Annotated in this window: 15 protein-coding genes; 2 read left to right on the top strand and 13 right to left on the bottom strand. The window is 64.8% G+C overall.

Going from position 1 to position 19,967, the window contains the following annotated elements; translation table 11 throughout:
* Positions 1 to 9: 9 nt before the first annotated feature.
* From ABD791_RS01910 to ABD791_RS01895, 4 genes are all read right to left on the bottom strand, one after another.
* Positions 10 to 1,206, bottom strand: a complete 1,197-nt coding sequence (locus ABD791_RS01910; protein WP_345061737.1) for a cation:proton antiporter — start codon at positions 1,204 to 1,206, stop codon at positions 10 to 12.
* Positions 1,207 to 1,348: 142 nt separating this feature from the next.
* Entirely contained in the window at positions 1,349 to 3,478 is a 2,130-nt protein-coding gene (locus tag ABD791_RS01905; RefSeq protein ID WP_345061735.1) for an ABC transporter ATP-binding protein, read from the bottom strand.
* A gap of 2 nt (positions 3,479 to 3,480) precedes the next feature.
* Positions 3,481 to 5,214 (bottom strand): ABC transporter ATP-binding protein, encoded by a 1,734-nt coding sequence (locus ABD791_RS01900; RefSeq protein WP_345061733.1) that lies wholly within the window; start codon positions 5,212 to 5,214, stop codon positions 3,481 to 3,483.
* 245 nt (positions 5,215 to 5,459) lie between these two features.
* Positions 5,460 to 5,726 carry a GlsB/YeaQ/YmgE family stress response membrane protein gene (locus ABD791_RS01895; RefSeq protein ID WP_345061731.1) on the bottom strand — a complete coding sequence of 89 codons (267 nt, stop codon included), beginning with the start codon at positions 5,724 to 5,726 and terminating at the stop codon, positions 5,460 to 5,462.
* A gap of 159 nt (positions 5,727 to 5,885) precedes the next feature.
* Between ABD791_RS01895 and ABD791_RS01890 the strand changes: the two genes are divergently transcribed.
* Entirely contained in the window at positions 5,886 to 9,638 is a 3,753-nt protein-coding gene (locus tag ABD791_RS01890; protein ID WP_345061729.1) for an SCO7613 C-terminal domain-containing membrane protein, read from the top strand.
* 5 nt (positions 9,639 to 9,643) lie between these two features.
* On the opposite strand, the gene ABD791_RS01885 is transcribed toward ABD791_RS01890, so the two are convergent.
* Entirely contained in the window at positions 9,644 to 11,275 is a 1,632-nt protein-coding gene (locus tag ABD791_RS01885; protein WP_345061727.1) for an alpha/beta hydrolase, read from the bottom strand.
* A 123-nt stretch (positions 11,276 to 11,398) separates the two neighbouring features.
* Here ABD791_RS01885 and ABD791_RS01880 point away from each other — a divergent pair, with 123 nt between their 5' ends.
* Positions 11,399 to 12,181 carry an alpha/beta fold hydrolase gene (locus ABD791_RS01880; RefSeq protein WP_345061725.1) on the top strand — a complete coding sequence of 261 codons (783 nt, stop codon included), beginning with the start codon at positions 11,399 to 11,401 and terminating at the stop codon, positions 12,179 to 12,181.
* A 48-nt stretch (positions 12,182 to 12,229) separates the two neighbouring features.
* Here ABD791_RS01880 and ABD791_RS01875 read toward each other — a convergent pair whose 3' ends face one another.
* The 8 genes from ABD791_RS01875 to ABD791_RS01840 form a co-directional block, all read right to left on the bottom strand.
* On the bottom strand, positions 12,230 to 13,006 hold the full coding sequence (locus ABD791_RS01875; RefSeq protein ID WP_345061723.1) for an enoyl-CoA hydratase: 777 nt from the start codon (positions 13,004 to 13,006) through the stop codon (positions 12,230 to 12,232).
* Positions 13,003 to 13,956: a 3-hydroxyisobutyrate dehydrogenase gene (mmsB, locus tag ABD791_RS01870; RefSeq protein WP_345061722.1), complete on the bottom strand. Its 954-nt coding sequence runs from the start codon at positions 13,954 to 13,956 to the stop codon at positions 13,003 to 13,005. The genes ABD791_RS01875 and mmsB overlap by 4 nt, the downstream gene beginning before the upstream one ends.
* Before the next feature lie 44 nt (positions 13,957 to 14,000).
* Entirely contained in the window at positions 14,001 to 15,137 is a 1,137-nt protein-coding gene (locus ABD791_RS01865; protein ID WP_345061720.1) for an acyl-CoA dehydrogenase family protein, read from the bottom strand.
* Positions 15,138 to 15,163: 26 nt separating this feature from the next.
* On the bottom strand, positions 15,164 to 15,802 hold the full coding sequence (locus tag ABD791_RS01860) for a DUF2461 domain-containing protein (protein WP_345061718.1): 639 nt from the start codon (positions 15,800 to 15,802) through the stop codon (positions 15,164 to 15,166).
* A gap of 45 nt (positions 15,803 to 15,847) precedes the next feature.
* Positions 15,848 to 16,810, bottom strand: coding sequence for an aggregation-promoting factor C-terminal-like domain-containing protein (locus ABD791_RS01855; protein ID WP_345061717.1), 963 nt, complete (start codon positions 16,808 to 16,810; stop codon positions 15,848 to 15,850).
* A gap of 227 nt (positions 16,811 to 17,037) precedes the next feature.
* Positions 17,038 to 17,706: a GntR family transcriptional regulator gene (locus tag ABD791_RS01850; protein ID WP_345061715.1), complete on the bottom strand. Its 669-nt coding sequence runs from the start codon at positions 17,704 to 17,706 to the stop codon at positions 17,038 to 17,040.
* A 25-nt stretch (positions 17,707 to 17,731) separates the two neighbouring features.
* A complete protein-coding gene (locus ABD791_RS01845) occupies positions 17,732 to 18,682 on the bottom strand; it encodes a beta/alpha barrel domain-containing protein (protein ID WP_345061713.1) in 951 nt (316 codons plus the stop codon).
* A complete protein-coding gene (locus tag ABD791_RS01840) occupies positions 18,679 to 19,896 on the bottom strand; it encodes a CaiB/BaiF CoA transferase family protein (protein WP_345061711.1) in 1,218 nt (405 codons plus the stop codon). The genes ABD791_RS01845 and ABD791_RS01840 overlap by 4 nt, the downstream gene beginning before the upstream one ends.
* Positions 19,897 to 19,967 lie beyond the last annotated feature (71 nt).

Below are 19,967 nucleotides of genomic sequence, written 5' to 3'. Positions count from 1 at the left end.
CTGCGCCCTTCAGGCGGGGAGCGCAGTGGCAAAATGCGCGTGTTTACTCGAGCCGACGAGTGCGAGGAGTGGGAACAACAACACGGCGAGCATCCCCGCTCCGACGAGCGCGGCAGCCGTGCCCGGCTGCATCGCGTGTTGGTCGAGGGCGATGTTCGTCACCGCGACGATGATCGGTAAGCCTGTCGCCGCGAATAGCGCGAGGGAACGGCGCTCGGCGAACAGTGCTCCGGCCGGCGCGGCGAATGAGCCGGGAACGCCCCGAACGACAAGCAGCAGCACGAGGAAGATCGGCAGCATCACCAGGGCCTGCGGGTCGGAGATCAGCGAGTCGAGGTCGAAGGTGATCCCCGTCGAGATGAAGAAGATCGGCACCAGAAACCCGAACGAGATGGCCTCCAACTTGCGTTCGATGGTGACCTTGTCGGCCTCACCGACATCCTTCAGTAAGGCCCGGGACAGGATGCCCGCGGCAAAGGCCCCGAGCAACATGTCGAGACCGAACGCGATGCTGAGAGCAACCAGAGCGATCACCACCAGCAGCACGAGGCGCACAGCGAACTGCCCGCTCGTGTGCAGGGAAGCTCTGACGAGCTCGCTCAATCGCTGATGCGGTCGACGGAGAGCGAACCAGATCGCCAGGCCGGAGATGAGAACAAAGGCAAGCAGAATGAGCGCGGCGACGCCCGGCTGTCGCCCGCTCAGAAAAATGGAGATGGCCAGCAGCGGACCGAACTCCCCCACCGCCCCGACGGCAGTGACGGCCTTGCCGAATGGTGTGGTGAGATTGCCGCTGTCGCGAAGGATCGGCATGATCGTGCCAAGCGCCGTCGAAGTCAGGGCGATGCCGATGTACACCCCGTCGAGCGAGCCGCCGGCCAGTGCGATTCCGATGACGACACCGAGAACCAATGAGATAAGCCAGCCAAACGACGCCCGCTTGATCAGGCGCGTGCTGAACAGCGAGAAATTGATCTCGTTGCCCGCCATGAAGAACAGCATGACGAGCCCGAAGTTCGACAGCGCGGTCAGAAAGGCGTCGGGATGCACCCAGCCGAGAATGCTCGGGCCAACCAGCATCCCGAGCACAATCTCGAAGACGACAAGCGGAATCTTGATCACCCTGCCGATGAGCGACGCCGCAACGGGCGCGAGTACCGCGACAAGAGCAACAATCGCGATGGAGCTCACACTGGTGTTGAGCATCGGATCCCCCTTCGATCGGCGGCCGCGCCGGGCGAAATCAGCCTACGGCGTTCGCAGTCTTTCGACGAAGAAGGCGTGGCCCCACGACGAAACCCCACCGACCGAATAAATCGGCGGTGGGGTCTCGGATCAGAATGCGCAACTAGCCAGCTGGAACCGTATCGCTCTCGAGGGAAGGATCTCCCTCGACGACGCTTTCGCCACTGGTCTCCGCGACATAGCCGGCGCCATCCGTCGATGCCGCCTGCTCCGGCTCGCCGCCCATGAACTGCGCCATGTACAGCGAGTAGTAGGCGCCGCGCTTCTTCAAGAGCTCCTCGTGGTTGCCCTGCTCTGCGATGCGGCCGTCTTCCATCACCAGGATGGTGTGGGCGTCACGAATCGTCGACAGACGGTGCGCGATCACGAAGGAGGTGCGATCGGTGCGGAGGGCCGCCATCGCCTGCTGCACGAGCACCTCGGTGCGCGTGTCAACCGACGAGGTGGCCTCATCGAGAATCAGCAGCGACGGGTTGGCGATGAACGCCCGTGCAATCGTGATGAGCTGGCGCTCACCCGACGACACGCTGCCGCCGTCGCCGTCGAGCACCGTGTCATAGCCATCGGGCAGCTGACGCACAAAGCGGTCCACCATGGTCGCCTGGGCCGCCGCCACGACTTCTTCATCAGTCGCATCGAGTCGGCCGTAGCGGATGTTCTCCCGGATGGTGCCCTCGAACAGCCAGGCGTCTTGCAGCACCATGCCGACCTGCGAACGCAGTTCGGCCCGGGAGAGCGACGTCACGTCGACACCGTCGAGCAGAATGCGCCCGCCGGTCAGCTCGTAAAAGCGCATCACCAGGTTGACCAGTGTGGTCTTGCCCGCACCCGTCGGGCCGACGATCGCCACGGTGTGACCAGGTTCGGCTGAGAACGACAGGCTGTCGATCAGCGGCTTCTCCGGGCTGTAGCTGAACGAGACATTCTCGAACTCCACGTGACCGTCGGTGCGCTCTGGCAGGTGAGCGGTGACCTGGTCGGCCTCCTGCTCGTCGGCATCGAGCAGCTCGAAAGTGCGCTCGGCCGATGCGACACCCGACTGCAGCATGTTCGCCATGCCTGCCATCTGGCCGATCGGCTGCGAGAACTCACGCGAGTACTGGATGAATGCTGTTGCATCTCCCAGCGTCATCTGGCCAGAGGCCACCTTCAGGCCACCGGCCACGGCGATCATCACATAGGAGAGATAAGAGACGAACGTCATCGCCGGCATGATCATGCCGGAGACGAACTGCGCACCGAACGAGGCGTCGAACAGCTTGTCGTTGCGCTTGTCGAATTCCTCCAGCATTTCGCGGTCACGACCGAAGGCACGCACGATCTCCTGGCCGGAGAAGGTCTCTTCGATGTGCCCGTTCAATGAGCCGGTGTTCTTCCACTGCGCGGCGAACAGTTTCTGCGAACGCACTCCGATCACGCCGGCGATGATGCCAGACAGCGGCAAAGCAATCAAAGCGATCAGGGCGAGCTGCCACGACACGATGAACATCATGACGCCGATACCGAGCACTGTCAGCAACGACTGCACCAGCTGAGAGAATGCCTGCTGCAGTGCCTGCTGGATGTTGTCGACATCGTTGGTGACACGGGACATGACGTCACCGCGCTGGCGCGTGTCGAAATACGACAGCGGCAGTCGGTTGAGCTTCTCTTCGATGTTCTGGCGGAGGCGGTAGATGACACGCATGACCAGGCCGTTGAGAACGTAGCCCTGTGCCCACATCAGAAATGAGGCCACGACGTAGAGCGCCAGGACGATCGTGATCAGACGCGCCAGTTCATCGAACTGAATGCCCTGGCCCGGGACCACGTTGGTGCCATTCAGCATGTCGGCAAACTCGTCGTTGCCGGCTGCGCGGAGTCCCGCGATTGCCTCGTGCAGCGTCGTACCGGGCTTCAGCTGTGCACCGATCACCCCGTTGAAGATGACGTCCATCGCCTCACCGAGAATCTTCGGCGCGATGACGGTCAGCACGACAGACACGGTCACCAAGGCGACAACGACGATCATCTTTGCGCGCTCAGGGCGAAGCAGGCCGATCAGACGCTTGGCCGACGGCCAGAAGTGCTGTGCCTTCTTCGCCGGCGCTCCGCCGAACATGTCGCCATCGGCTTCACTCGGGGTGTAGTCGAATTCGCTCTCGGCTGCATCGATGTCGAGCGCGTCGATCTCGGCTCCGGGGGCTGCGGCATCTTGCGACCCGCGTGATTTCTTGCTGGTGCGTTTCGCCATGATTACGCCACCTCCTGGACGCTGAGCTGGGATTCGACGATCTGGCGATACGTCTCATTGCGCTCGACAAGTTCTTCGTGAGTTCCGCGGCCCACGATCACTCCGTCGTCGACGACCAGAATCTGGTCGGCGTCGGTGATGGAGGACACGCGCTGGGCCACGATGATGACGGTGGCGTCGCCCGTCACCTCGCCGAGTGCCTCACGCAGCCGGGCGTCGGTCGACACGTCGAGCGCCGAGAACGAGTCGTCGAAGAGATAGACGCGGGGCTTGGCGACGAGCGCTCGGGCGATGCACAAACGCTGACGTTGGCCGCCAGACACGTTGGTGCCGCCCTGGGAGATGGGGTCGTCGAGTCCTTTCGCCTTGTTCCGCACAAAGTCTTCGCCCTGAGCGACTCTCAGCGCCTCCCAGAGGTCGTCGTCTGTCGCGCTGGCCCGGCCGAAGCGCAGGTTTGACGCGATGGTGCCGGAGAAGAGGTAGGGCTTCTGTGACACGAGGCCGACGACGCTCGACACCTGAGCGCGGGTGAGCGATGAAACGGGAACGCCGTCGATCAGCACCTCACCCTGTTGCGGGTCATAGAGGCGGGGAATCAGGTTGATCAGCGAGGTCTTGCCTGCACCGGTCGACCCGACGATCGCTGTTGTCTTTCCGGGCTCCGCGGTGAAACTGACATTGTCGAGCACCGGACGCTCAGCGCCCGGGTAGCCGAAGGTCACGTTGCGGAATTCGACCAAGCCGACGGCGGGGGTGGCAACAGATGCATCGGGGATCAGCTGGCTCGACTCGGTGCTGAGCACGTCCTGGATGCGTTCGGCACAGACCACAGCGCGCGGGATCATCATCACCATGAAGACGCCCATCATCACGGCCATCAGAATCTGCAAAAGGTACTGCAGGAACGCGGTGAGCGAACCGATCTGCATCTCACCAGTGTCGACCCGGTGACCGCCGAACCAGAGCACGGCGGCTGTGGCGAGGTGCAACACCATCATGATGACCGGGAACATCAAAACGAAGATGTTTCCGACGCGTACAGAGACGCGGGTGAGGTTTTCGTTGGCGGTGCGGTAGCGCTCCGACTCGAAGGGCTCACGCACAAACGCGCGCACGACGCGGATGCCGACGATCTGCTCGCGCAACACGCTGTTGATGCCGTCGATGCGATCTTGCATCAGCCGGAACAACGGCATGAGCAGGTAAACCAAGAAGCCGACGATCACGAAGAGCAGGGGCACTGATACCCAGACAAGCCAGGACAACCCGGCATCTTCGCGCAGCGCCATCACGATGCCACCGATGCACATGATCGGGGTGGAGACCATGAAGTTCAGCGTCATCAGCACGAGCATCTGCACCTGCTGCACGTCGTTGGTTCCACGCGTGATCAGGGTGGCGGTGCCGAAACGACCGAGCTCGAGTGCGCTCAGCGAGTCAACCTTGCGGTAGACCTCACGGCGCAGGTCGCGGCCGATCGCCATCGCGGTGCGGGCACCGAAGTAGATGCCGCCGATGGCTGTCACCACCTGCACCAGGCAGACGACCAGCATGACCATGCCAGTCGACCAGATGAAGCCGGAATCACCCATCGAGATGCCCTTGTCAATGATCTGAGCGTTCAGGCTCGGAAGATAGAGGGCAGCGATGGTGGAGATGAGTTGCAGCACGAAGACTGCTGCGATCCACGCCTTGTACGGTTTGGCGTGTTGGAGCACGAGTGAAACGAGAACCAAAAGGAATCCTCACGGTTGGAGAAGGATGGTGAAACGGAAGGGACGCTGTCAGACACTACAACGCTAGGGGGCACCACCGACACGGCGGCACCGTCAGGGCAGCGGCCGACACTCGGCAGGCGACCAGGAGCGCTTCGAGAGGTGGAGCACCATCAATGTGGCTGTGCTGATGCGCCTCACACGCCGGGGTCAGACGCTGAATTTGCGGATGCGTGACCAGGGCCGTGTGCTCTGGCCACACTCGATCAAGCCGTCTTCTTTCGACCGAAGAGCAAACCCCAGAGCAGGAGAACGACAATCGCTCCGCCGATCGCGAGCAGCCAGGCTTGGATCGACCAGAACTCGTCGAGGTTTGCACCGAACAGGATTCCGCCCAACCAGCCACCGAGCATCGCCCCGACGACACCGAGAAGCAGAGTCATAAACCATCCGCCGCCTTGCTTGCCGGGCAGGATCAACTTGGCGATTGTTCCGGCGATCAACCCGAGGATCAGAAACGCAAAGAACCCCATGGCCTTGTTCCTTTCTGGAAGGCGGCCCATCCAGAAAAAGTGGACGGGTGCCCAACCTGCCACGTGCGGAGGTCGCAGGCAAGAGTTACCGGTTGCTCCCCACTCGGCGAGCGCCACCAGGTCACCGAAAAACCGGGACCTCGCACCGAGACTGCGGCCATGGGGAAAAGCTGGAACGACGACGCTGTCCGTTATCTGGTTGATTGGCTCGTCTGCCCGCGCTGCGATGGTGACCTCGATGCCGCCCAGTGGTGCTCCACGTGCGGCGCCGACCTCGCCGGGCCGGTTGGCGCCGAATTGGTTGCAGCATCGACGCAGGCGGCAGAGGCGCTGCAGACCAGAGGGAACATCATCGACCGCGTGCCGACGGCCTGGCCCGCTGCCTCGTCGGCTGTCCCCACCCCCGCCATCCGCACCGCAACCCCCGTCGCCCCTGCCGCTGGTGCCGCTGGTGGCGCTGGTGCGGTTGCAGTTATTGCCGCTGCCCCGAATGCTCCGGCCGCAGCCAAGCAGATCAGCGTGCAATCGGTGCTGGCAGTGGCCGGGGCCGGCCTGCTCGCCGTCGCCGCTCTCGTCTTCACCTTTCTGAACCCAGACCTCACCAGCTTTGGCATGCGCACGGCGATCATCTCGTTGATGTCCGTGCTCTTTCTGGGCGGTGCGTGGTTCTTCGCCGCGAAGGGACTGCAGTTCTCCGCCGAGGCAGTCGGCGCGCTCGGCGCCGTCTTCGTGACACTCGACATCTGGGCGTTCGCGCAGACCGCGCCGCTCGGCGTGAGCGAGTTCTTGTTTGCCGGAATCGGCACCCTGCTGGGTTCTGCAATACTCCTCTTTCTCGGCGTTCGTGCTCGCGTGCGCAGTTGGGTCTGGGTATCGGTCGTCGGAGCAGCGCTGACCCCTGGATTCTGGGGCATCGCCGGAGGCACGACCTGGTCGGCGCTTGTCGGGAGTCTCGCCGTCGCAGCGTCAGTGCTGGCACTGCAGGTGATCATCCGCCGTCTCTCCCCGCGCTTCGGCAGGATTCTCGCGGGCGAGCGCGCCACGGCGACGATCCTGCAGATCGCTGCCGTCGTCATTGCCCTCGTTCAATTGATTGCACTGGGTCTGCCGCTCGGCTCCGCCGGCGTCTTCGGTGCGGCCGGCATCCTGGCCTGCCTCAGCGTCGTGGCGGCTCTCGGAAGCCGCGACGGCCTGCCGCGTCTGTGGAGCGTCACGGCGGGGGCGTTCGGTGTCACGGCGATCGGCATCCTTCCGTTGGGCGTCGACCTCGCCGACTCAGAGTGGTACACCGCACTCGTGCCGATCCTGGCCGGACTCGCCCTGGTCGCCGCCGCCACGCTCCGTGCCGCGATCCCGTCACGACGCACCGCGTTTCTGATCGGCGCCTGGTCGATCGCTCTGATTGCGGCGTTCCCGGTGATCATCCTGGCCATGCTCCAACCGCTGTCGACGATTCGCCCGCTCCTGGCCAGGGCCTTGGATTTCGATCCCTCACGCTACGACGTGTTCTCTGCCACGTTCAGCCCGTCCAGTGCTCTCGTGCTCGTGTTCGGCGTCGCCGGTGTCGCCGCAACCCAGTGGTGGACATCCCGCGCCGTTGAGACCGTCGTCTCTGCGCACCTCGCTCGCAGTCTCGCACTGGGGCTGGCGGTGCTCACCGCCCTCACCGTCACCGTCTGGCCCGGCTTCGACACCCCGGTGCAGGCCGTCGTCGGCTTGGGGCTTGCCGCGTCACTCGCCCTCGCGCTTACCCGAGTGGGCCGCGTCGCACGCGCGACGCCCGCCATTCGACGCCCGCTTCTCATCGGCGCCCATCTGCTGCTGGTTCTGGGTGCGGCGATCGGGTGGCTGCAGGATTCGACGGTGGTCTGGGTCGGTGCTGCCGCCGTGGTCGGGCTCGCCGTCATCGCCCAGGCCTCGTCGGCGCGATGGAGAGCCCTCTACTTCGGCATCGGCTACGCCTACGCGCTGATCGTCTTCGGCACGGCATTGACCCTGGCGAACGTGGAAGCCGTTGCGGTGCTCTGTCTGACCACGACACTGGCCTCGCTCTTCGCGCTCGGCGCAACGCTCACGAGGTGGTTGTCGCCCCGCAGCTGGTATGCAACCTTGCTGGTGACCGCCGTGCCGTTTGTGATCGGCATTGTCGCGGTCTTGCTCGTGCGAAGCGGCTGGACCGCACTCTCGACCGGCGTGACGTTCGCCCTTGCACTGACTCTGATGACCACTCGTCGCGCCGGCATGACCCCGCTACTGCGTTCGGCCGCGGCAGCGCTTCTCGTTCCGTCGCTCGCCGTCGTGGTGGTCTGCCTGGGCGCCCAGCTCCTGCCGATGAGCGGTTCACCCATCGTGCTTCCCGTCGTCGCCGCGATCGTCGCATGCACACTGCCCACCGCCGCGCTGATCGGTGAGGCGTTGAGACGCCGGGGAATCTCGGTCGCCGAAGCGGATGCCGCGCGCCGGTGGATCGAGATTTCAGCCCTCGTCACCGCCGTCTTGACGGTTCTTCTCGCCCTGGTGCGCACGGCGGCCGGTTTGAACACCACGTTCTTGGTGCTGGTCATTCTCGGGGTGGGGGCAGCGGCCAGCGCCTTCACCACCCGCCCGCGCTACGCCTGGTGGGCGGCAGGGGCGAGTTGGACCGGCGCGCTCTGGTGTGTCTGGGCGATGCAGGATGTGGGCATCATCGAGCCGTACCTACTGCCGCCGGCTCTCGCCGCGATGATCGTCGGGGCGATTTTCGTCGCCCGCGGCCGCGACGGGTTCGCGCTGTTCGCCACCGGTCTGGGCGTCGCCGTGGTGCCCAGCCTCGTCGTTCTGGCCGTGGCTCCCGCCTCCTCTGAGCTCACGTTTCCGTGGCGCACGTATACGCTGTTGGCTGCGGCAACCCTCCTGATCGGGCTTGGCGCTCTCCTGAAACGCGGGGTCCTGTCCCCGCGGTTCGAGGTGCTGCGCACGCCGACCCTGGTCGTAGCGACCTGCGCCGCCGGTGCCGGAACCGTGCAAGCGGTGCGCTGGGGACTCGGCCTCGATCAGCTCGCCCTCACTCACGATGCTCTGGTCATGGTTCCGGTACTGGCGCTGAGCGCGGTCGCGGCGATTCTTGCCGCTGTCGCCGCCTGGGTTCTGGGCGGTGGCTCAGCGGAGGCCGGGGCACGTGTGCCCTCACGCTGGACATACGCCGCGGCATCCGCTTTTCTCGTGCTCGGTCCGATCACGGCCATCCGTTTTCACCCGCTCTCGATTCTGACCCTGATGCTGCTCACCCTCGCTCTACTCGGCTTCATGCTCGTGATTGCGGCGCGCGCCCGCAGCAGGGCGGTGTCCCTTCCGCCGGTCTGGTTCGTCTTCGCGCTGGCCTGGTGCACCGCAGTGGCCGGCTGGAGTCAACGTGAGCTGCGGGTGGAGGCGTTCTCGTTGCCGCTCGGACTTGCGCTGCTCGGCGCCGGCATCGTTGCGTTGCGGGGGCTGCCGACGGTGGCACAGCTGCCAGGCTCTGGCACGCCTCCCGCGGCGGCGGCGGGTGGCACTGTGACCTCCTGGCCGATCGGGTTCGCCGGTTCCTGGCGATTGCTCGCGCCCGGCATCATCGTGACCTTCTTGCCTTCGGTGCTCGCGACCGGAACCGACCCGCAAACCTGGCGTGCCATTCTGGTGATGAGTCTGGCTCTGGCTGCGATTCTGATCGGTGCGGTGAAGCGTCTCGCCGCTCCGTTCATTCTGGGCTTAGGCGTGCTCCCGATCGAGATTCTCGTGGTTTTCATGGTGCATATCGGGCAGACGATCAACCCCCTGCTCTGGTGGATCACCCTGGCGACGGCCGGTGCCGTGCTGCTCATCATCGCGATCACCGCTGAGCGCAAGGGGGCAGACGGCACGGCGGTGGCTGCCCGGATGCGAGACCTCAGCTAGGCCGGTCAGTCGGTGCTGCTGGCACTGACCGCGTAGCCGGCGATGATCGTACGGATGCGATCGGTCGCCACAGCATCGAGGCCGCCGTCCCCGGTCACCGCACGCCAGCCGTCGAGAACCACGTCGCCGTAGTTGTGGCCGTGGCGGGCCGGAACGCTCTCCCCCATCAGCATGTCAACGACGACCTGCACGCCGGTGACGACGGGAATCCAGCGCATTGACGGGCTGACGTCTGCGGCACGCTGGCCCGATTTCAGCCAGTCGGGTTCGGCCCAGATCAGTTCGGGGCCGAGCCAGGTCACCGGATCCGTCGCATGCTGCAGGTAGGCGACGCGTGGCGAGTTCCACTGACCGGGAAGTGCCTCGAAATCGGCGGGAGTCGACATCCAGCGCACGGCCGAGCCGTCGTCGAGCACCGGGCGCCAGATCGGGCTGCCGGCGTCTCGCTGTGCGGTGAGGTTTCGCCACATCGGGCTTCCGTTCGGGCTGCCGACGAAGAGAGCGCCGTCGGTGCGCTGCTGCAGATCGGCAAGATCGGCAAAACTTCCCTGGCCGCCGTGGGCACCCAGGCTCAGCCCATAAACGACGAGTTGGGGGCGATCGGTGGAAGGAAGTGTCGCCCAGTGCTCGTACACCGCGTCGAACAGGGTGCGAGCCGATTCGATCGGCGCGTCAGGGTCGAACACGAACGAGACCCAGCTCGGCGTGTAGGCATACTGGGCCGCAACGATCGCGGTGTCGCCGCCGTGCAGGTACTCAAGCGAATCAACGGTCTGTGCCTCGAGCCAGCCCGACCCGGTGGGTGTCGCAACGACCAACACCGAGCGGTCGAAGGCGCCGGTGCGTTCGAGTTCCTGCACCGCGAGGGCCGCGCGTTCCTTCGACGTGTCGGCCGACGCGAGACCGGCGTAGACACGGATCGGGTTGACCGCCTCGGCGCCCGTCGCGGCCTCGATCTCTGCCGTCGTCGGACCACCGCCGATAAACACCGAGCCGTGTCGACCCAGGTCGTTCCAGTCGAGCGCGGAATCGACTCCGGCCGAGCGGTAGCTGCTGCTCGGTTCGCTCACCTCATCGGCCGGGCCGGCATTGCGTGCCTGGTATACGCCGTCGATGGCGCTCATGGCGACGACGCCGAGCAGAAAAACGCCGATGCCGACCAGCACCGCGGTGCTGATCCCCGCGACCGAAACACCGACGCGGGTGCGAAGCATCCGATAGAGGGCGCGCATGCCGCGCCCCACCAGAATGCACAGAACCGCGGTGGGGATCGCTCCGACGAAGAACAGCGTGAGGTCGAGGCCGGTGGCCGGTGGCATCTCGACGAACCGGCGCACCTCGTTCTGCCAGCCGAGCGCGGCGACGGCCACAACAACGCTTGCGGCCAGCATCACGCCGGCGAAGCCCCAGCGTGCACTGCGACGTGCGCGTGCCGAGGGACGCCAGGTGACGTAGCGTGTGAGGAGCGCGAGGAGCAGAGCGCCGAACGCGTAGCCGATCGCGAAGCTGAGGCCGGTAACCACTCCCTGAAGCAGTGCCGGGCGCGGAAGCAGTGACGGGGTCACCGACAGTGCGGCGAGGAGAAAGCCGACAAGAATACCGCCGGGGTCAGAGGGCAACCAACGTCGAGTACGCATAGAGATATCGCCTTCCGACCCGCAGTCGAAAGTTCGGGCGCCCTCTGAGATCCTGCCACAGCCCGCGAAATCAGGCGGCCGAATGTGAGCGGCTCGCCCACGACCGTGGTCAAATAGGTTCTGATGATCACTCCCGTCGAGCCCCAGCCCCACGCCGTCTACTCCCCCGATGGCATCAAACTTGCGACCTATGAGTTCGGCGACCCAGCCGACCCGACCATTGTCGCCGTTCACGGCTTCGCTTCGAGCGCTCTGGTCAACTGGCATGTCACCGGGTGGACCCGCGACCTCGTGCGGGCCGGCTTTCACGTGATCGCCATCGACCAGCGCGGCCACGGGGCGAGCGACAAGCCCCACGCTCCCGCGGCCTACACGATGGAGCTGCTCGTTGCCGATGTGCTGCAGGTTCTCGATGCCTACCTGCTCGACGAGGTCAGCTATGCCGGCTACTCGCTCGGCGCACGGGTGGGCTGGCAGGCTGCCAGGGAGCACCCCGATCGCATCACCCGGGCGATGCTCGGCGGGATTCCCGACGGCGATCCGCTCAAACGCTTTCAGGTTGAGGATGCCAGGGCGCACATCGAGAGCGGCGCCGACGTCGCCGACAGACTCACCGGCGCCTATCTCACGATGGCCAGTTCGGTGCCGGGCAATGACCTCGAAGCACTCGTCGCGCTGGTCGAAGGCATGCGTGATGGCCCCCAGCCGGGGCCGGACAACGCGCCGACGCAACCCGTGTTGTTTGCCACCGGCAGCGAAGACTCGATTTTGGCCGCGTCACGTGAGCTCGCCGAGGCGACGCCGAACAGCACATTCTTCGAGATCCCGGGTCGCAATCATTTCAACGCGCCGACTTCGCGGGCGTTTCGGGATGCCGGCGCCGCGTTCTTCAACGCGGGTCGCTGACCTCAGTCAGGCTATTCGCGGCTGAGTCTCATCCGCTTGCGTCTGCGGTCACCGATGCACGAAATTCGGCTGACGCTTCTCGGTGAACGCGCGCATTCCTTCCTTCTGGTCTTCGGTGGCAAAACACGAGAAGAAGAGTCGACGCTCGAAGTGCACGCCGGCGGACAACGGCATCGTGAAAGCCGCGTTCATTGCTTCTTTGGCCATCATCGCCACCGGCTTCGACATCCGTGCGATGACGTCGGCCGTGGAGAGCGCGACCTCGAGAAGGTCGGCTGTGGGCACGACCTGCGCGACGAGCCCCGCCCGCTCAGCCTCGATGGCGCTCATCGTGCGGCCCGTCAGCACCATCTCCATGGCCTTCGCCTTGCCGATCGCCCGTGTCAACCGTTGCGAGCCGCCCATGCCCGGAATGACTCCGATTGAGATCTCCGGCTGCCCGAACTGCGCGTTCTCAGCGGCAATGATGAAGTCACAGATCAGGGCAAGCTCGCACCCTCCGCCGAATGCGTAGCCGGCCACCGCAGCGATCACGGGTGTGCGCACCCTGGCGAGGTCGTCCCAGGCCGAAAACCACTCGGCTTTGTACATCTCGGCCACCGACTTCTCAGCCATTTCCTTGATGTCCGCTCCGGCAGCGAAGACACGCTCGGATCCGGTGATGACAATCGCGCCGATACCCGGATCCGTGTCAAAGGCCTGCGCGGCAGCGAGCACCTCGCGGCTCAGCGCATCGCTCAACGCATTGAGGGCGTCAGGCCGGTTCAAGGTGATGAGGCCGACCCGGTTCCGCTGGGTCACGAGGATCGTCTGGTAGTCGGTCATGCCAGCCCCTTCGATTCGCTGTTCACTGCACTTCTCGCCCGGATCTCCTCGATGATCGCCGAGAAGTCCTGAGCCGCACCCGGCCCGTCGGCGAACCGACGATAGATCTCCTCGGCTCGGCTGCCGAGTTCGGCGACGACCCCGGTCGACTCCACTGCCCGGGCGGCCAGACCGAGATCTTTCGCCATCAGCGCTCCGGCGAAACCGGGCTGGTAGGCGCGGTTTGCCGGACTGGCGGGCACCGGCCCCGGTACCGGGCAGTTGGTTGTCAACGCCCAGCATTGGCCGGAGGCGTGGGCAGCGACGTCGAAGAGCGCCTGATTGGTGAGTCCCAACGCTTCACCCAGCACAAAAGCCTCGCTCACAGCGATCATCGACACACCCAGGATCATGTTGTTGCACACCTTGGCCGCTTGCCCCGCACCTGGCCCGCCACAGTGCACAACCCGGGTCCCCACCACATGCAGGATGGCTTCGGCCGCGACGAAGTCGTCGGCCTCCCCTCCGACCATGATGGTCAGGGTCCCTGCTTCCGCGCCCACCACGCCTCCGGAAACTGGTGCGTCGACACCGCGGTGCCCCGCGGCCCGAAGCAACTCGTGAGCCGCCCGGGCGTCGTCGACGGCAATGGTCGACGATTCGATGAACAGAGTGCCCGGCTTCGCTGCTGCGATGAGCCCGTCATCGCCGAGGTAGGCGGCCAGAACGTGTTCTCCGGCCGGCAGCATGGTGATCACGACGTCGGCCGCTGCCGCCGCCTCGGCGGCCGATGCCGCCATCGTCACCCCGTTGGCCCCGGCCTGTCGGGCGGCGGCCGGAACCAGGTCGAATCCGAGAAGGGAGTATCCGGCCCTCACCAGGTTTGCGGCCATCGGACCGCCCATATGGCCGAGTCCGATGAATGCGATGGTCGTGTTCGGCATGCTGCGCTCCTGGTGTCGTCGGTCCATTGGCTGTTCGGTTGCACTACTCGGCTGCTCTCTACTCGGCTGTTCTACTCATCCGCCACGATCCGACCGACGATGAGGCGCATGATCTCGTTGCTTCCCTCCAGGATCTGATGAACCCGGAGGTCCCGCATGATCTTCTCCAAGCCGTACTCCGCAAGATATCCGTACCCTCCGTGCAGCTGGATGGCGCTGTTGGCGACGGTGAAACCGGCATCCGTGGCGACCCGCTTGGCCATGGCGCAGAGCTTGACCGCATCGGGCGCGTTGCGATCGAGCGCATCTGCTGCCCGCCAGAGCAGGGAGCGCGCCGCCTGCAGTTCCATCTCCATATCGGCAAGCTGAAAGAGCACAGTCTGCTGCTCGATCAGCGGCCCGCCGAATGCCGTGCGTTGCTTGAGGTAGGCAATGGACCGCGTGAGGGCGGTCTGCCCTCCCCCGATCGAGCACGCGCCGATGTTGATGCGTCCGCCGTTGAGACCCTTCATGGCAATCCCGAATCCGCTGCCCTCCTCACCCAGCCGGTTCGAGAGCGGCACGCGCACATCGTCGAAGATCACCGAGCGGGTCGGTTGGGCGTTCCAGCCCATCTTCTTCTCGTTGGCCCCGAAGGAGAGGCCGGGAACACCGTCGGGAACGACGATGGCGGTGATTCCGTGGCTGCCGGTGTCGGCGGTGCGGGCCATCACGAGGTAGTAGCCGGCGGCACCGGCGCCTGACGTGAACTGTTTGGCGCCGTTGATCACGTAGTCGTCTCCGTCGCGCACGGCCCTGGTGGTCACTGCTCCGGCGTCGGATCCCGCCCCTGGCTCGGTGAGGCAGTAGCTCCCCAACGCCTGCATGCTGGCCAAGGGAGGAACCCAGGCGGCACGCTGCTCCTCGGTGCCGAACTCATCGATCATCCACACCACCATGTTGTGGATCGAGATGTAGGCGGCAATCGTGGGGTCGGCCTTCGCCAACTCCTCAAAAATCAAGACGGTGTCGAGGCGGGAGAGCGCGGAGCCGCCGAATTGCTCCCGCACGTAGATTCCGCCCATTCCGAGGGCGCCCGCGTCACGAAGCACATCGATCGGAAAGTGCTTGGTCTGATCCCACTCGAGAGCGTGCGGGGCGATGGCCTCCGTCGCGAAATCGCGCACCATCTCGACCAGTGTCTGCTGTTCCTCGGTGAGTTCGAACATGGTGACCCCGCCTGTCTGTCAGCCCGTCAGCGCGTCAGCGTCGTTGGTCCGACGTGCTCGTCCAACCACGTTGTCAGGGGTCGCGCATCATGGAGAAAAGCGATGAGGTACTCTTTCGCCTCGGCCGACTGCAGCCAGGCTTCGGTTCCCCACTCCGTCCACGCGGCCAGGTCTTTGTGCGTGAGCAGATCCGCACGGGGGTGCTCTTTCGGGTAGCCGCGCGGCACTGTTTTCAGGGCATCGCGCACCGTGATCTCGATGCCGTGCGCCTCGACCGCCGCGATGCGCGCGCGCAAGTCCTCGCCGCTGAGCTCGGTGTCAACGGCCCGGCGGTAGCGCTCCAGCTGATCGGGTGCGAGCCGGTGGCAGCCTGCACCGGCGGCCAGCCCCCGCGCCGACAGTTGCACGTATCCCCCGCCAGACAGCGTCGCGCCGATTGCCGTCTTGTAGAGGGATTTGTCAGCGCTGAAGCGCACGTCGCGGTAGGGCCGGAACACCCGCCCCTGACCGAACTCCTCGGCCAGTTCGTCGAGGAGCTCGGTCATCGGCTGCAGGACCTTCTGCTCGTACACCTCCCGATGTGCGAGCCAGTAGGCCTTGGAATTGTCGACCTCCAGGCCCCGGTAGAAGTCGAGCGCTGCTCGCGGCCAGCCGTCAAAGGTCATGACCAGAGAGTATGCCCGGCCGCAGCGAGCGGCAAGAGTTTTGCTTTAGTACCAGCCGGATGACTGCGACTGGTCCCAGGCGCCACACGGGGTGCCGTAGCTCCCTGAGATGTAGCCGAGGCCCCAGGTGATCTGGGTGGCCGGATTGGTCGCCCAGTCGGCGCCTGCTGACGCCATCTTGCTGCCGGGCAGCGCCTGCGGGATTCCCGTGGCACCGCTCGACGCATTGTAGGCATTCACATTCCAGCCCGACTCTTTCGACCACAGGCTGACGAGGCAGCCGAACTGGTCGTCGCCCCAGCCGTACTGTGCGGCCATCAGGTCGCGGGCGATCGCCTGGGCACCGCTCGGGTCGGTCGGGGCTGCGGGCCGGGACGACGCGGCGGACTCCTCGGGTGCGGCCTGAGCTGCGGCTTCAGCAGCGGCAGCAGCCTCGGCGGCGGCAGCGGCGTCCGCGGCGGCCTGCGCCTCGGCAGCGGCCTGGGCCGCGGCGGCAGCGGTGGCCGCCTGCTCGGCAGTGGCACGGTCAACGGCCACGACGGCAGCCTGCACAGTCTCGGTCTGTGTCTTTGTCACGCTGGCCAGCTCGGCGATGTGTTCGGGGGCAGCGATGAGGGTCGCGCGATTGAGCGTGGTGACGGATGCCGTCAACGTCGTCGCGTCGGTCTTGCCCTGTGCCGCTGCGATCACGCTGTTGGCATCCGTGACGGTGGACTTCGCGGTCCAGGTGACGTGGGCGCGCAGAACACGATCCGCCAGATCGGCCTCGGTCTGACGGGCCTCTGCGGCTGCCGCAGCACTATCGTTCTGAGTGGCGACCGCTGATTGCACGACAAAACCGGTGCCGACGATGGCTCCGACGGCGACGACCGCTCCGGCCATCAGAACTCGCTGACGGTTGCGACCCCGCCGACGGCGGGTCTGCTGAACGCGGGTGTTGCCAGACTCGGGGCCGAGATCTGAGGAACTGGAGAACGAGGAAAACAAGGAACGAAGTGGGTTTGGCATGACTTTCACAAGGCGAAACGCGAAGGCGCTGGCGTCCAAGCGGTTCTTGATCGACAATCCACGGGAGGGGGTCCGCCCGGGCGAAGTTGCAAGTATGCAGAGGCCATCTGCACAAGTCCTGCCGATCTGCTGGCAATGTCATCAGAGCTGAGGAAAGGTCGAACTCACACCGGCTGCAGCAGCAACAGGCGGCAGCGACTCGCTTGGATTCGCCCTCGGCCTGTCAGTCAGAGCGAACTCGGCGACGTTCCTGCCGCATTTCGAGCCGCCAAAATATGAACACGCATGACCGCTTCAGCCCACTCGGCATCCCGGGCTTTGGCAGCGGCGACGAGTTCTGCATGGTGTAGCATGCTCCGATTCAACGCTGCGGGGCTGTACTTCTGAAATGTGTGGGTGACCACAGCCGGCCTGACGATGGCTTGCAGCGCAATGGCGAAATGCCTGTTGCCACATCTTTCAGTAAAAATTCCATGAAACTCCGCGTTCAACGCGCTGAGCTCGTGGAGCTGCCCCAAGCGTACCGAGGCTTCCATCTGAGAGTTGAGCTCAGCCAGGCGCACAATGTCGTCATCTGTAAGCAGCGGAACTGCGAGCAAGACGGCATGCGGCTCGAACCCGGCACGTACGTCGTAGAGTTCCGCGACGTCTTGAGGTGTGAATGAGACAATCTGAGCGCCCTTATTGGGACTGATCTCAACCAGTCCCTCTGCGGCCAGACGCTTCAACGCTTCACGGATCGGCGTGCGGCTGACACCGATCTGTTCGGCCAAGTTCGTCTCCCTGAGCCACGAACCGGCCGGAAGCGCACCAGAGACGACGATCGATCGCACCTGCGAGTACGCGCTCTCGTCCGCGGCGCGGGCTTCCCCTGTCGCATGTGGCGTGATGTCCATGTCGATTACCGTATCCCGTCAGCGGTCACACGGAGTGCGGCCACCGGGCAGAGGCCAGGTCATTCCGAGTCCCACCGCGTGAGACGAATGACGTCGACGCCGTACCCGTCATCTCCACGAATCGATCGACAACCCGTGTGTACTTCACGAGATCGATCCCTGTCCGAATTCCAAGGCCGTCACACAAGTGAACGAGATCCTCAAGCGGCGCATTTCCGAGCACCGACGGGTCCCCCGGAAACCAGAGGTCACCGCCCAATCCCGCACAGGACCCCTCAAGCCACGTCGCTCCGGCCAGCATCGCGGCGAGCGCGTTTGCCGGGGCGAATCCGTTGCGATTGTGGAGATGCACGCCCAGGTCGAGGTGAGGATGACGCGCTTTCACCTCGGCGATGCCGTCGAAGAATTCCCCCGGATGCTCCTCCCCCGAGGTACCGGCCAGGTAGAGACCTCCTGCACCCGCGTCTGCTGCAGCGTCGACGACCCGGATGCGTTCTGCACGAGACACCGGACCGCGCGCCGGGGCGAAGAAGGCGCACGCCACAGCAACGATCATCCTGGTGCTCGAAGCGTTCGCGATCCGGCCGATCACCGCCACGTCTTCCAGCATCCGCTCAACAGTGAGTCGCTGATTGCGCACGCTGACCTGCTCATCTGCCGACACCACCACCACGATCTCATCGACTCCGCACGCAATCGCGCGTTCAGCGCCGCGGAGGTTGGGTGCGAGTCCCCGGTAGACGACGCCGGGAAGACGAGGAACTGCCGCCATCACGTCCTCGGCGTCGGCAAGCTGAGGCAGCACCTTCGGGTGGGCAAAGGACACCGCCTCAATTTCTCGCACCCCTGCGTCGATCAGGAGGCGGACGAGTTCGACCTTGTGCTCGGTGGGGACAATTGCCGGAATGGCCTGCAAGCCATCGCGCAGACCGACTTCGACCAATCGAATTGAGGAGGGCAGTCCGGGAATGCTCATGCCAGGCCTCGATCTCGCAATTCTGCCAATTCAGACTCACCGATCCCGATTCCCGAGAGCACCTCGGCGGTGTGTTGCCCCAGTTCGGGGCCAGGCCATCGAATGCTCCCGCTCGTGCGGCTCAGGCGCGGAAAGACATTCTGCATCGACACGTCGCCGAGCACCGGGTGGTGAACCGAGGTGATTGATTCACGCGCTTGAAAATGCGCATCGGTCAGCATATCCACCGGGCGGAAGATCTTTCCCGACGGCACGGCATGCTTCTCCAAGGCAACCTCCAGATCTTCAGCAATCTGAGTCGCGGTGTACTCGGCAATCAGATCGTCAAGCTTCTGCTGATTCGCGCCCCGCGCGCCGTGCGTTGCGAACTGTGGGTCAGTCGCAAGCTCCGGCCGGCCGATCGCCTGCGCCAACCGCCCGAAAACTGTGTCTTGGTTTCCTGCAATCAGAATCCACTGGCCGTCCTTCGTCGGATAGACATTGCTCGGGGCCACATTGGGCAGAATCGCGCCGGTGCGTTCGCGCTGATAGCCCGATATCTGCCATTCCGGCACGAGAGACTCCATCACACCCAGTACAGCTTCGTAAATTGCTGAATCCACAATCTGTCCTCGCCCGCTGACACTGCGTTCGTGCACAGCAGCCAGCGCACCGATTGTCGCAAAGAGGGCGGCGAGCGTGTCCCCGATCGAGATGCCGACACGGGAGGGCGGTGACGTCGGTTCACCGACCACATAACGAAGCCCACCCATCGCCTCACCGATAGCACCATAGCCGGCGCGCTGAGAGTATGGTCCGTCCTGTCCAAACCCGGAGACGCGCACCATGATCAGACCGGGGTTGTCCGCCTGAAGCGTGTCGTAGCTCAGCCCCCAGCGTTCGAGCGTGCCGGGACGAAAGTTCTCGATCACGATATCTGCGGTGCCGATCAAGGTCCGGGCGATCGTTTGACTCTCGGCCTCACGCAAGTTGAGAGTGACCGAGCGTTTGTTGCGGCCCACGATCGACCACCACAGCGACTGTCCTTGCGGAAGATCACGCCCCCACTGACGCAGGGGGTCCCCCCGTTTCGGATCCTCAATCTTCACGACGTCCGCGCCGAGATCACCGAGCATTTGTCCGCAGAACGGGCCGGCCAACAACTGGCCCATCTCAACCACGCGGAGTCCGGCCAACGGGCCGGTCGCTGATTCTGCGGGAGCGTTAGTAGTCACGACCACGCCTTCCTAGTCACTCACCCACCACGACACCAAGAAACGTCGCATTGCATACAACTTCGCAGTCC

The sequence above is a fragment of the Glaciibacter kafniensis genome (genome assembly GCF_039538945.1).
In the GTDB taxonomy this organism is placed as follows: domain Bacteria; phylum Actinomycetota; class Actinomycetes; order Actinomycetales; family Microbacteriaceae; genus Cryobacterium; species Cryobacterium kafniensis.
Note: the sequence above shows the minus strand (reverse complement) of the source record. Positions and strands in the feature narration are given on the sequence as shown.